Annotated in this window: 15 protein-coding genes; 8 read left to right on the forward strand and 7 right to left on the reverse strand. The window is 50.5% G+C overall.

All coding sequences use genetic code 11. The annotated features are described in order from the left end of the window. From Q0369_RS11000 to Q0369_RS11025, 6 genes are all read left to right on the forward strand, one after another. On the forward strand, window positions 1-2,966 hold a 2,966-nt coding region (locus Q0369_RS11000; protein WP_298099906.1), incomplete at its 5' end, for a DUF748 domain-containing protein. Window positions 2,967-3,016: 50 nt separating this feature from the next. After that, window positions 3,017-3,778 (forward strand): 4-hydroxy-tetrahydrodipicolinate reductase, encoded by a 762-nt coding sequence (dapB, locus tag Q0369_RS11005; protein WP_298099910.1) that lies wholly within the window; start codon window positions 3,017-3,019, stop codon window positions 3,776-3,778. 28 nt (window positions 3,779-3,806) lie between these two features. Continuing rightward, complete coding sequence (locus tag Q0369_RS11010) at window positions 3,807-3,998, forward strand: nucleotidyltransferase domain-containing protein (RefSeq protein WP_298099914.1); 192 nt, start codon at window positions 3,807-3,809, stop codon at window positions 3,996-3,998. 52 nt (window positions 3,999-4,050) lie between these two features. Continuing rightward, window positions 4,051-5,397 carry an amidophosphoribosyltransferase gene (gene purF, locus Q0369_RS11015; protein WP_298099917.1) on the forward strand — a complete coding sequence of 449 codons (1,347 nt, stop codon included), beginning with the start codon at window positions 4,051-4,053 and terminating at the stop codon, window positions 5,395-5,397. Window positions 5,398-5,417: 20 nt separating this feature from the next. Beyond that, on the forward strand, window positions 5,418-5,774 hold the full coding sequence (locus tag Q0369_RS11020) for a DUF488 domain-containing protein (protein WP_297880249.1): 357 nt from the start codon (window positions 5,418-5,420) through the stop codon (window positions 5,772-5,774). Window positions 5,775-6,245: 471 nt separating this feature from the next. Further along, entirely contained in the window at window positions 6,246-6,671 is a 426-nt protein-coding gene (locus Q0369_RS11025; RefSeq protein WP_297915305.1) for a TOBE domain-containing protein, read from the forward strand. Window positions 6,672-7,126: 455 nt separating this feature from the next. On the opposite strand, the gene Q0369_RS11030 is transcribed toward Q0369_RS11025, so the two are convergent. From Q0369_RS11030 to Q0369_RS11055, 6 genes are all read right to left on the reverse strand, one after another. Further along, window positions 7,127-7,375: a hypothetical protein gene (locus Q0369_RS11030; protein WP_298099922.1), complete on the reverse strand. Its 249-nt coding sequence runs from the start codon at window positions 7,373-7,375 to the stop codon at window positions 7,127-7,129. 188 nt (window positions 7,376-7,563) lie between these two features. Then, window positions 7,564-8,112, reverse strand: coding sequence for an NAD(P)H-dependent oxidoreductase (locus tag Q0369_RS11035; protein ID WP_298099925.1), 549 nt, complete (start codon window positions 8,110-8,112; stop codon window positions 7,564-7,566). A 115-nt stretch (window positions 8,113-8,227) separates the two neighbouring features. Continuing rightward, a complete protein-coding gene (locus Q0369_RS11040) occupies window positions 8,228-8,509 on the reverse strand; it encodes a hypothetical protein (protein ID WP_298099929.1) in 282 nt (93 codons plus the stop codon). Window positions 8,510-8,585: 76 nt separating this feature from the next. Beyond that, on the reverse strand, window positions 8,586-8,786 hold the full coding sequence (locus tag Q0369_RS11045; protein ID WP_298099932.1) for a hypothetical protein: 201 nt from the start codon (window positions 8,784-8,786) through the stop codon (window positions 8,586-8,588). Between the two features lie 191 nt (window positions 8,787-8,977). Then, window positions 8,978-9,127: a hypothetical protein gene (locus Q0369_RS11050; RefSeq protein WP_297997752.1), complete on the reverse strand. Its 150-nt coding sequence runs from the start codon at window positions 9,125-9,127 to the stop codon at window positions 8,978-8,980. A 6-nt stretch (window positions 9,128-9,133) separates the two neighbouring features. Next, entirely contained in the window at window positions 9,134-9,937 is an 804-nt protein-coding gene (locus Q0369_RS11055) for a hypothetical protein (RefSeq protein ID WP_298099935.1), read from the reverse strand. A 248-nt stretch (window positions 9,938-10,185) separates the two neighbouring features. Between Q0369_RS11055 and bcp the strand changes: the two genes are divergently transcribed. Both bcp and Q0369_RS11065 read left to right on the forward strand, forming a co-directional pair. After that, window positions 10,186-10,713 (forward strand): thioredoxin-dependent thiol peroxidase, encoded by a 528-nt coding sequence (bcp, locus tag Q0369_RS11060; RefSeq protein ID WP_298099938.1) that lies wholly within the window; start codon window positions 10,186-10,188, stop codon window positions 10,711-10,713. A 274-nt stretch (window positions 10,714-10,987) separates the two neighbouring features. After that, window positions 10,988-11,542, forward strand: a complete 555-nt coding sequence (locus Q0369_RS11065; RefSeq protein ID WP_298099941.1) for an NAD(P)H-dependent oxidoreductase — start codon at window positions 10,988-10,990, stop codon at window positions 11,540-11,542. Between the two features lie 263 nt (window positions 11,543-11,805). Here Q0369_RS11065 and Q0369_RS11070 read toward each other — a convergent pair whose 3' ends face one another. Then, the gene (locus Q0369_RS11070; RefSeq protein WP_298099944.1) at window positions 11,806-12,621 is read right to left on the reverse strand and encodes a neutral zinc metallopeptidase; all 816 of its coding nucleotides are present in this window, start codon (window positions 12,619-12,621) and stop codon (window positions 11,806-11,808) included. Between the last annotated feature and the right edge of the window lie 20 nt (window positions 12,622-12,641).

A 12,641-nucleotide genomic window follows, 5' to 3' on the forward strand; every position in this document is an offset into this window, starting at 1 on the left:
ATGAAAACTCCAGCTTCAACGTCACGCTGAATAATTTTAAGATCGAGCGCGGCTCCCTGGGCTACATCGATAACTCCCTAAAAAAGCCGTTTTCGCTCATTTCGACCGATCTAAATTATGAGATCAACGGGCTAAGCTTAAAGGACGAAACGATCGGTGAGCACGATTTAAGCGCCGTTTCGCGTACATATGACGCGCTGAGCTTCGATGGAGCCATCGATCTGGCGCCTCTGCGCTTGCATGGCAAAATAGATCTTAAACGGCTGAAAATCGATCCGTTTTGGCTATCGTATCTCGATCCTAGCGGCGTGCGGCTTAAAAACGGCTTTCTTTCCGCCACGCTGAATTACCGATTGAGCCTTGATGAAAATATAAAATTTGAGCTTGAAAACTCAAAGCTCGAGCTGCAAAGCCTAGAAATTTTGCAAGATCAAAGCTTAATTTCGCTTGACTCGCTAAAAATCCCGAGCTTTGAGCTAAATACGGATATTTCGAATGAAATTTCAGGTAAAGTGATGATTCCGCAAGTGCTGCTTTCGGACGCAAAATACGATATGAACGAAACTAAAATTTCCACGGGCTTTGAGGGGGCGCAGGTCGCGGATTTTGCGCTGGATTTTAATAAAACGGGCGCGAACTTGCGGCTAAACTCCGCCGTAAAAAGCGTAGATCTAAACCGCTCAAGCTTTGCAAACCCGCAAATTTCGGTCGTCTCAAACGATACTAAAATCACGGAAAATTTCTTGAAATTTAACGCCGAAGGTAACGATACAGCCCTTCATACGGGCTTTGGCGCCTTTAATATCGCAGATACGCAGATTACGCTAGCGCGCAGCGATAAAATTTCACTCGCCGCAACCGAGCTGGGCGCGTTTAGCTACGACAAGGAGGGCGTGCAAAACGGCGCAAGTCTAAAATTTGCTAAAATTTCAAACTCCAAAATCGCAAACAAAAACGGAATTTTTAGCGGATTTGAAAGCTTCGGCGTGCAGGGAGTGAAATTTAACGTCGCGGATCTAAATCTCAGCGTGGATAAAATTTTGCTAAACGAGCCGTTTTTTAACTCGGAGGTGGGCGTTAGCGGCGCCAAAAGCATAAACGATCTGGCGATTTTAAGCGCGATCTCTAAAAATCCTGCGAGCCCCAAAAAAACGGCGAGCTCTAGTGCCGTAAGCCAAGCGGAAGCAAATTCTACGGCAAGCGGCACAAATTTAAATTCTAAAAAGCCCTCCAAAAGTCCCGCTTTAAAATTTAAGATCGGCGAAGCCTCCGTAACGGGCGCGCAGGCTAAGATCGGCGAGAGCTTTATCGTTAAAAACAACGTGCACGAGATCAAGGATTTTAGCGCCACATTAAGCGGGCTAAGCTCGAATTTCGCCGAGCCCTTCGGTATCAAAGCAAGCCTTATCACGGGCGAGATCACCGCTAACGCGGACGGCAAGGCTAGCATCGCGCCGCTTAACGTAGGTGTGAGCTTCAGCCTAAATGCGCCAAATTTAAGCGCCTTTAACAAATACGCAGCGGAATTTATCACGGGCTCCATCGCGGGCGAGCTCGCTACGCAAGGGCAGCTGAAGCTTTCAAACACATTCTCACTCGAAGCAAAGCTATCGGGCAAGGGCTTGGCGCTAAGCTCGGGTAGGGATAAAATTTTCTCCCTTGCGTCGCTGAATGTCGCGCAAATCGCGCTAAGCCCAAACTCTCTCACGCTAAATAAGATCGCTCTTGGCTCGCCTGCGGCAAATATCTCGCTAAATAAAGACAGGCGTTTAAATTTGCTCTCGCTGACAAAGCCCGCCGCGCAGGCAAAACAGGCCGCAAAGCCCGCCGAAGCTGCGCCTAGCAGATCCGCAAAAAGCAAGGCAAACTTTGCGTGGAGCGTAAAAAACATCTCGCTTAGCGGCGGAAGTTTAAATTTTACCGACGAGAGCCTAGCGGCGCCCTTTAAACTGCGCATCAGCGATATGAAAGCAAGCATCAGCGAGATCAGCCCGAAGCGAGCGGCGGATATCAAATTTAGCTCGCTCGTAAGCGGAAGCGGGCTAGCGAGCATCACGGCGCGCGTCTATCCGCTGGATTTTAAACGCAAAAGCGATATAAACGTCGTTTTAAAGGAGATTCCGCTTGTGCCCGCATCGCCCTATACCGCCAAATATATCGGCAATGAAATCGCGGGCGGCAAGTTAAATTTAAAACTTGCCTACAAAATCGACGATGGTAAGCTAAACGCAAGCAATGATCTAAATTTAGACCGCTTTGAGCTTGGCAAAGAGGTGCAGAGCAAGGACGCGCTGAACCTTCCGATCGGTCTAGTCGTATCGATCCTAAAAGACAGCGACGATCAGATCGATATTAGCCTGCCTCTAAGCGGCACGCTGAGCGATCCGAAATTTAGCTACGGCGCGCTGGTTTGGGGCGCAGTCAAAAAGCTGCTCTCCGACATCGTGCTAAGCCCGTTTAGATTTATGGGAAAGATCGCGGGCGTAGATACAAAAAAGCTCGAAAGTATCGATTTTGAAGCGGCGAGCAGTGAAATTTTGATCAGCGAAAACTCTAAAATCGATGATTTAGCCAAGGTCGCAAAAGCCAAGCCCGAACTTAAGATCATCCTAAACTCTGCGTATAACGAAAAGCTCGATACTCACGAGTTTAAAAGGCGCTCTCTGCAAAATACCCTCACGCTAATGTCCAATAAACAAGGCCTCTCCACGGATGAAGCCATAGCGGCGCTTAAGATCAAATACGGCATCAAATCCGGCGGCGATGAGGCGATGGAGGAGCTGATAGGAGCGCAGAAATTTACCCGTTCGCGTCTTGATGAGTTAGCCCTTGCCAGGGCGGCCGCCGTGCAAGCGGCACTCGTGCAGCGCGGCGTAAGCGCCTCTCACATAGAGATCAAAAAACCAAGCGAAGCCGAGCTCAAACAAAACAGCTTTATCCCGCTAAATCTCGGCGTAGAGAGGTAGTGTAAGCAAAATTTGGCTATACTAAGCGGACTAAATTTAAAGGAACGGTGATGATAAATATAGGAATTCACGGCGGAAGCGGCAGAATGGGCACGATGATCTACGAGTGCCTGAAAAATTTCGATCAGGCGCGAGCAAGCGTGATCTACACGGTCGCGCCGCTTGATTATGCGCCGAGCTGTGCCGTAACGAGCAGCTACGACGAGCTTTTTAGCGGCTGCGACGTCGTGATAGACTTCACGATCCGAGACGGCGCGATAAGCTTAATGAAATTTGCGCTTTCGCACCCAAAGCCGCTTTGTATCGGCACAACGGCTCTGGGAGAGGAGGGCGAGCGGCTACTGCGCGAGTGCAGCGCGAAGATGCCCGTACTACACGCTACGAATATGAGCCTAGGCGTCGCGGTGTTAAACAAACTCGTAGCGCTTGCCAGCAGGAGCCTGCGCGATTTTGACTGCGAAATTTTAGAGATGCACCACCGCCACAAAAAAGACGCCCCAAGCGGCACGGCGATGAGCCTTGCGGAAAGCGCTGCAAGTGCGCGCGAACTAAACTTAAAAGACGTGCGCGTAAGCGGTCGCGACGGGCTCATCGGCGAGCGCGGCAAGGACGAGATCGGCGTGATGTCGCTACGCGGCGGAGACATCGTCGGGCGCCACACCGTGGGATTTTACGGCGAGGGCGAGTTCATCGAGCTAAATCATACAGCGACTTCGCGCGCGACCTTTGCCAGAGGCGCGATAAAGGCAGCGGTATGGCTAGCATCGCAAAATAGCGGGCTTTACGGCATCGACGACTGCTTAGGAATCTAGGCTTTGCGGCCAAATTTAAGAGGAAAAAATGCCAACCAAAGATGAAATTTTAAATTTTTTGCGCGAGCTAAAGCCCGAGCTTGAAAGCTTTGGAATTTACAAAGTCGGGCTATTCGGCAGCTACGCCAAAGGCGGAGAAAATATCGCCGAGAGGTTTAAAATTTCAGCCGATCTGTTTGATGAGGCGTCGGCAAAATGCCGGACGGCGAGCCGTCAATGATAAAACAAAATATAGATAAATTTCTAAAAAATAAAATTTAAGAGGTTAGAAAATGTGCGCAATCGTGGGAGTTATAAATTCCGAAGGTGCGGCTAAAACCGCGTATTACGGGCTTTTTGCCATGCAGCACCGCGGCCAGGAGGCGAGCGGTATCAGCTCGAGCTTCAACCATCATATCAAAACGATCAAAGCTACAGGGCTCGTGACGGAGGTTTTTAGCCCCGCGAGTTTTGAAATTTTAAAAGGCAACATCGCGATCGGCCACAACCGCTACGGCACCGCGGGCGCAGACAGCCTAAAGGACGCGCAGCCGGTAGCTGGCAACTACGCGCTAGGAGAGATCTCTATCGTTCATAACGGAAATTTGATCAATAAAGACGAAATTCGCCGCAAGCTCGTAAGCGAAGGCGCGATCTTTCAGTCCGGCATGGACACCGAAAACATCCTGCATCTCATCGCACGCAGCAAGCAGGAGCATCTAAAAGACCGCATCATCGAGGCGCTACAGCAGTGCGTGGGCGCGTATTCGCTTCTGATTTTAAGCCGCTCGAAGATGTTTGCCGTGCGCGATCGCTACGGAGTGCGTCCGCTCAGCATCGGCAGGCTAAAAGACGGCGGCTACATCGTCGCGAGCGAAACCTGCGCGTTTGATCTCGTAGGAGCCGAGTTTATCCGCGACGTAAAGCCCGGCGAGATGGTGATCTTCGAAGAGGGCAAGGATGAGTTCAGCTCGGTTCAAATTTTAAAAGCTGCGGAGGCTAGAATTTGCGCGTTTGAATACATCTACTTCGCGCGCCCCGACAGCGTCGTAGAGGGCAAAAACGTATATGAAGTCAGAAAAAAACTGGGCGCTGCGCTCGCGCGAAAATGTAAAAATTTAAAAGCCGATTTCGTCGTACCCGTGCCCGATAGCGGCGTGCCGGCGGCGCTGGGTTTCGCGCAAGAGAGTAAAATCCCTTTTGAGATGGCGATCGTGCGCAACCACTACATCGGCCGCACCTTCATCGAGCCGACGCAAGAGGTGCGAAATTTGAAGGTCAAACTCAAGCTAAACCCGATCGCGGCGGCACTTCACGGCAAAAGCGTCGTCGTCGTGGACGATAGCATCGTACGCGGCACTACGAGCAAAAAGATCGTCGAGCTTCTGCGCCATGCGGGCGCGGCACGCGTACATATGTGCATCGCAAGCCCGGAGCTAAAGTATCCCGAGCGCTACGGCATCGACACGCCGAGCGTGCGCGAGCTGATCGCCGCAAACATGAGCACGGATGAAATTTGCAAATTTATAGGCGCCGACAGCCTCACGTTTCTTAGCGTACCGGAGCTCGTAGAGGCGCTTGGGGGCGAGCGCAAGTACTCGCTCGTAAGCTTCGACGGCGACTATTTCATCAAAGATTAGCAAATTTAAAGGAGCAAACTATGACAAAATTTAAAATTAAGCGCGTCTATGAGAGCGCGGAGGAAGAGGATGGTTTTCGCGTGCTTTGCGATAGACTGTGGCCGCGTGGCATAAAAAAAGACACGCTGGAGCTTGATATGTGGGCAAAGGACATAACGCCTAGCACCGAAATACGCAAGCTTTTCGCGCATAAGCCTGAGAATTTCGCCCATTTTAAGGAGCTTTACCTAGCTGAGCTTGAGCAAAATCCCGCCGTGGCCGAATTTTTGAAAAAGGTTAAAAACGAGCCGGTCGTCACGCTACTATACGCCGCAAAGGACGAGCACTGCAACCATGCGATGATTCTGCGTGATTTTTTACAAAGCAAGGTACATTGAAATTTTGGCACAAAACGCACCGATAGCTGTATTTTAAAGCAAATGTAAAATCGCCTCGCTCGCCAATCCACTCGTAAAACCGATGTGCGAGGCGTAAAATTCAGCGAAGAGGCTTAAGCGGAGTGCTTTTAAAGCCTTGCCAGACGCGATTTGAGATAAATTTTCTATCCGGATGTGCACTTCGCATGCGCATAAAACAAACGCCAAATTTTGCGTCAGAGCTTTAAAAAACGCAAAATTTTATAAAAAGCAAATAAAATTTCAAGGAAAATAACTCGATTTAATATATGCAAATTTAGAATTTCATCTATTTTTTAGCGCTATTTTTCATATCATAAGCTAGGAATTTAAAAAGTGGACTTAATATAAATTCGCAACAAATCAAATTAGTTTATTACACGCAGCATTTTTAAATTTCATTTAAGAATTTGCCGCTAATATTCGCCCATATTTTTTTAGAAGGAGCCAAAAATGGCAATCAGTGCAAGGAATCAACTTAACGTTGTGATCACAGAGGTAAAAACAGGTGCGGTAAACTCGCTAATCGTAGGCAAAACTAAGGGCGGCGACGTGCTAAAAGCGACCGTTACGACCGATTCCGAAAAAGGTCTAGATCTAAAAGCGGGCAAAGAGGCGGTATTTTTATTCAAAGCCCCAAGCGTCATCATCTCCAAAGGCGAGAACGATCTACGCTTAAGCGCGACCAACCAGATAAAGGGCAAAATCACCGCCGTTAAAGAGGGTGCGGTAAATGCCGAGATCAGCGTCAGAAGCGCCGGCGGCGAGAATTTAAGCGCAACCGTCACAAACGAATCGGTTAAGAATTTAGCGCTTAAAAAAGATGATGAAGTAACCGCAATCATCAAAGCTACTCAAATCATCGTCGGCGTAAAATAATCCTGCGTTACGCGAAACGATGTGCACGCTTTAAACATCACAAAATCAAAGAGTGAAATTTTATAAATTTCGCTCCTTCTTCAAAAATCTCTTTTGATAAATCAAATTTCGTAGCAGCTCAAATCGCGCTATAAGCGCTCTTTTCTCTCATGCGCGCAGATACACCCCGCGCGACATCCAGCCCCAATCACACCAAGAGCGGTCTTACCCTATTTTACCGCAGTGCGCATTTTGCGCAGGATTTGCATCCATTCATCGCGCAAGCCCCACTAGCACGAGATATCTATGAAACGCGGGCTCCTCTTCACTCTGCCCGCTCGCTTATAGCAATGCGCTTTCATATTTTACGCGCTTGCTGCGGCGCTACTTTGCTCGGTAATGACCGATCATCACACTTTTACAGCGGCAGGCTCGGCATATCTTTTCGCGGCGGCGGTACGATGTTTTGCAAAATACTACGCGATGCGGTAAATTTTAAAATTTAAACTCTCCAAGCGCGACAAAGACTGCTTCACAAAACCCAGACCCGGTCCAAAGATCACGACACACACTTCACCCCCTACTTTGCCGCTTGCTGCGAAATTTAACCACTCTTGCGCAAATAAAACATGGTGAGTTTTTATGTCGATGACTGCGAGCCGAACGCCATTCGTGCTTCCATAGATGACAACATTAGCTAGCCGATGTGCACATTTTAAATACACTTGTACCTTGCAAGCAATCAACACTGGCTACGACGAGTGCACGCACGTATTAGTCGTAGCCATCCATAGCGTGTTTCGATCCACTTTGAGCTTTTGCCGATCGGCTCATTAAAAGGCATAGATTCCGCGGATAAAATCACTCTTGTAAAATTTCGGCTCGTAGCCGCGAGTAGCGAGCATTTGCTTTACTAAATTTGAAACTCGCCGGGACTCAACTCGCCTCGCAAAAGCTTACCAAAGCGTGCGGCTGCGGCATCTACGGCATCGTCGCCAAACTCGCCGGGCTCAAACCCACCGCTGATAAACGGCACGGCAAAGTCCATCCCGCAGTAGTTTGCCGCAATCTTAAGCGGCGTTAAAATTTCATCCATGCTAAAGCCGATCGCACCCTGTTTGGAGTACTCGCTAAGCGGCGTACTAGCACTTAGCGCCAGCTGCAGGACCTTGCCCTTAAGCGCGCCGGAGCCCACCAGCTCGTGCGAAAAGACGATGTCGATATAGGCTTTTAGCATAGGCGGCACGTTTAGCCAGTACATCGGGTACAAAAATACGATGCGCTCAGCGCCCAATAGCGCGTCTTGCTCTGCGCGGGCGTCAATGCGCGCAGTATCGGTGCCGTAAAGCCCTTCCAAATGGCGCACCTCTACGCCGGCAGCGCCCTTTGCGACCTGCGATAGGGCTTTGTTCACGCGCGAGGCGGCGAAATTGGGATGCGATAAGATCACGAGCGTTTTCATGTTGTATCCTTTGTTAAAATTTGTAGAATCATATCGTTAAAAAGCTAAAAGTAGATTAAGAAGGGTTGTGAAAACGAAGCGTTTTTTGCTCGCGAGGGAGCAGAAATTTGCCGGATCAGACTCTGCTCGCACGGTAATCGTAGCGATTAAACTTTAAAACGGCGATAATATCTCGCTTAGCGACGCCGCGTATCAGACCGGTATGCCGAGCGGTAGCCTGCGCGAGCCTAAATAAGACCGACAAAGGGCTTTGCGAGCGACTAAATACACCGACCGTCCCGCTCGCTCGCGAGCTAAAAAACGTCGCAAAGCGCAGCTTCACTACGAGCCCGCCAACTACCGTACCGCCTAAAAACAGCTCGCACAAGATAAATTTAACCGCCAAAACCGCAAACAACGTCGCTCAAAACGCCGCCTTCGCTGCAAGTTATACACAAAGCAGATGAAGCCCTTATTTTCGATATTGTAGTCCATTATTTCACCAACACTTCTTTGATCGCTTCGGTCATAGCACCCACTGAGCCAAGCGCCTGTACGTTTAGCAGATACTTACCGACGACGAACGCCGGTACGCCCTGCAGCAGCACCGCCACGTCGTAACTCTCGTCCCATATTTTTAGGATCTCTTGCGCACGCGCAGAGGCTAGAGCCTTGTCGTAGTCCGCGTCGCTCACGCCGACCGCGCCAAGAGCCGCCGCGATAAATCTCCCGCTCGCTCACGGACTAAAAACGCCGCCAAACGTGACTTTGCGCCCGTCGCGCCATAGCTCTGCGGCAAAATACGTCGTCGCGTCGTCGCAATGCGCACTATCGCGCACTAAAAGCGCTTTCATGCCCGCGCCGCAAATCAAACTCCTGCACTCGCTTAAAATTCTAAAATTTGTCTGGCGATAAGGCTTTGCCCGCCATCCTCTTTTACGCTGCAAAGTATTAAATTTCGCTGCTCAAAAAAGGCATCCAGTCGCTCGCCCCCGTCTAGAAGGATCTCGCTTTCAATCCGCCCAACGCTCGGCAAAAAGCGTCAAATGCCGTTTTCGCTCTGCAAAAGCAACGACTTTTCGTCCGCACTAAGGCGCATCTGCTTAAATTTAACTCCCGTATCCCAATCTTTACGCACCCCGTCCGCGCCGAGCATTAAAATTTTACCAGATAAGATCATCCGCGCGCCTTCTCCGTGCCCGTCGCAAATTTTAGCGGGGAGATGAAAGTACCAATTTCCCGCATTATCAAGCTGCGCGGCATCAAAGGTGCCGACCTCAAAGAGTATCTCGACCCTACCTTTTGCGACGTCGTATCGCTGCACGCAGCCTCGCACCGGCGATGCGATAAGATAGCGCCCATCGCTGCCGCGCAGCAGCAGGCGACAGCCCTCATCCTTTAGCCGCTTTTTGCTCACGCCGCCCTGCGCGTAGTTAAAGACTGCAACGTTGCCGCCAGAGCGGTTTAGCAAAACAAGCCCGCCTTGCTCATCCCCCGCGACGAAGTCGGAGTATTTAGGCACGCCTTTTTCGTATTTTTCATCTATCTGCAGCGAGCCCCTACGCAGGCGGTAAATTTTGCTATCGGTCACGGCGAAAATATGCTGCGCGTCTGCACTAAAATGCATGCAGCGCACGGCATTTCGAAGCAGCGCGCTAGCCGTTTCCTCGCCCGTAGCAAAGCTCATGCGGCGCAGGCGCATCGAAGCGTAAGAGCTACCCCAGCCGTCCGCGACATAAAATACGTCCGCGTCGAACGGATCCTGAGTGGGCGCGATGGCGTCAAATATACCGTTTTCAAGTCGCTTCCGCCATAAAATTTCAGTCCTGAGTTTTAGCCGTGCCATTTTGCTCCTTTGCGCGCGCACCGGGCGTAAATTTTATGAATTTACTAGCTGCGGGCGGGTTTTAAATTTAACTCGCGCAAAATTATATCATGAGCCGCTAAATTTAAGCCTCTTCGCGCAGGTCGTTTTGCGCGCGGCTGCGGCACGGAGCAAAATTTCATCCAAGCAAGGATAAATTTATGAAAAAAGATTAAAATTTAGCCGCGATTTGGGCTACCAGCCCGAAAATTTCAAAAAAAGGACACGATATGCAGAGAAAAACACAGATCGAAGGCGAGTTTAGCGCAGAGGATCGCGAGCGCAAAATCATGCTGCAAGCAGGAGACGTAGCGCCCGCTTTTACGCTGCAAAACGCTGACGGAGCGAGCGTCTCGCTAAAGGACTTTGCGGGAAAAAAGGTCGCGCTGTATTTTTACCCCAAGGATAATACCCCCGGCTGCACGACCGAAGCGTGCGAATTTAGCGCCGCGTACGATGATTTCATCGCCGCAGACTGCGTGATCGTCGGCATCAGCCCCGACAGCGCCAAATCCCACGCGGGCTTCATCGCCAAGCAGGGCTTAAAGCACATCCTGCTGAGCGATCCGCAGCACGAGGTAGCCAAGCTATACGGCGCGTGGCAGGTGCGAAAAAACTACGGGCGCGAGTATCTGGGCATCGTGCGCTCGACCTTTCTGATCGGTGCAGACGGCAAAATTTTAAAGGTCTATAAAAGCGTCAAGGCAAAGGATCACGCGGCAAAGATGCTCGCGGATCTGCTAGCTGCGGGGAAGTAAAGCGCCAAGCGGCGTTTCGAAACAGGGCCCCGGCATATTTGGGCGCTAAATTTTAATTATATGAAATTTATGCACTGAAATTTGTTATGGAATTTTGGCGTCAAATTTAAGCGCCGAAATTTTGGCATTCAAATTTAGCTTTGAAATTTTGCCTTAGAATTCCGCCGCTAATTTGAAAATAAAATTTCAAAGCGGAGTTCTATCTGCGATTTTAGCGGCAAATTTTATCGCCCCAAACCAAAATTTTAAAGGAAAAATATGAAAAAATTTAATCATTCTAGCTCACCCCGACATTGAAAATTCGCTCATAAACAAGCGGTTTTTGAAAGAGGGCGCCGCGCAAAGCTTCGCCGTGCGCGACCTAGCGCGCGAGTATCCTAGCGGCGAAATAGACGGCGAGCGCGAGCGCGCGATAATCAAAGCCCACGACGCGCTGGTGCTGCAATTTCCGCTGCATAATTTCTCCTCGCCCGCGATTTTAAAAAGCTGGATCGATGCGACGATGACGTATGGATTTGCTTACGGGCGCACGAGCGAGGGTATGCGCGGGCGGGCCGTGGCGCTGGCGGTGAGCGCGGGCATCAAGTGCGCCGACTACGCGCCTAGCGGGCGGTATCATTTCACGATGGAGCAGATTTTAGCGCCGTTTGAGCTGGCATTCCGCTACTATTTTCACGCCGATTGGCGCGGATTTTTCGCGTTTTACGGCGCCGAGGAGACGCCGGGCGTCGATTACGAAAGTAGTACCGAACAGATAGAAAAAGGCGCGGCGGAGTACGCGGAATTTTTAAAAAATTTAAGCACAAAGAGCGCGGGTAAAAAATTTTAAATTAAAACAAGTGTTTTGCCTGTAGCGGGTCTACTCGCATATATCTTGATAAAAATTTATGCTAAAAGGCAAGCCCTCATTTTAGAGCTAAATTTTAAAATTTAAACCGCCTTGATCTAGCCCACAAGCTAGCTAAAAGCCTGCGCCTTACGGCTCAAACGCTAGACGGCGGTTTTGTAGACAAATTTGCAACGGCGCAGAAAAGGATCTCGCACTGCGCTCAAACATGAGATGGCAGAATTTACGGACTTGGAGTATACATTTTACGGCTCAAACGAGCAAGCCTTTAGGTTTCCGCCTGCTAGGCCCTTTTTAAACCACTCTTTGCGCTGCGCCGAGGTGCCGTGCGTGAAGGAATCGGGCACGACGCGACCGCTAAATTTGCGCTGCAACGTATCGTCGCCGATCGCGCTGGCGGCATTTAGCGCCTCGTCGATGTCGCCCGCTTCAAGTACGCGCCCTGTTTTTGCGAGATAATGCGCCCAGACCCCCGCGTAGCAGTCCGCCTGTAGCTCGACTTTGACCTGAAGCGCGTTTTGCTCGGCTTCGCTGCGAGCGCGTCTTTTTAGAGTGGCGACCTGCTCCAGCGTGCCGACTAAATTTTGAACGTGATGCCCCACTTCATGCGCGATGACGTAGGCCTGCGCGAAGTCACCGCCCGCTTTGTATTTATTTGCAAGCTCGTCGAAAAAGCCGAGATCCAGATAAATTTTACGGTCCCTCGGGCAATAAAAAGGTCCCGTCTGCGCGCTTGCAAAGCCGCAGCCGCTTACGATCTGATCGCGGAAAAGCCGAAGCCCGGGCTCCTCGTAGCGCGCGCCCGCACTTTTAAATATCTCGCCCCAAACATCCTCGGTTTGAGCTAGCACCGCCGAGACGAAGGCGAGCTTCTCTTGCTCCTGCGGGCTGTCCGTCGGTTCTCTTTGCGTGCTAGCGCCTCCGTCTAAAAGCGCCAAAGGGTTGTAGCCCATAAAATACGCCACCACACCGATTACGAGCACTATGCGCCCGATCTTTGAGCCGAGCAAAAACCTGATGATCGGGATCAGCATCCCAAGCGAGCCGGAGCTCGTGCGCATGCTGCTTGCGCGGTCATCCT

Source organism: uncultured Campylobacter sp. (assembly GCF_938030685.1).
Taxonomy (GTDB): Bacteria; Campylobacterota; Campylobacteria; order Campylobacterales; family Campylobacteraceae; genus Campylobacter_B.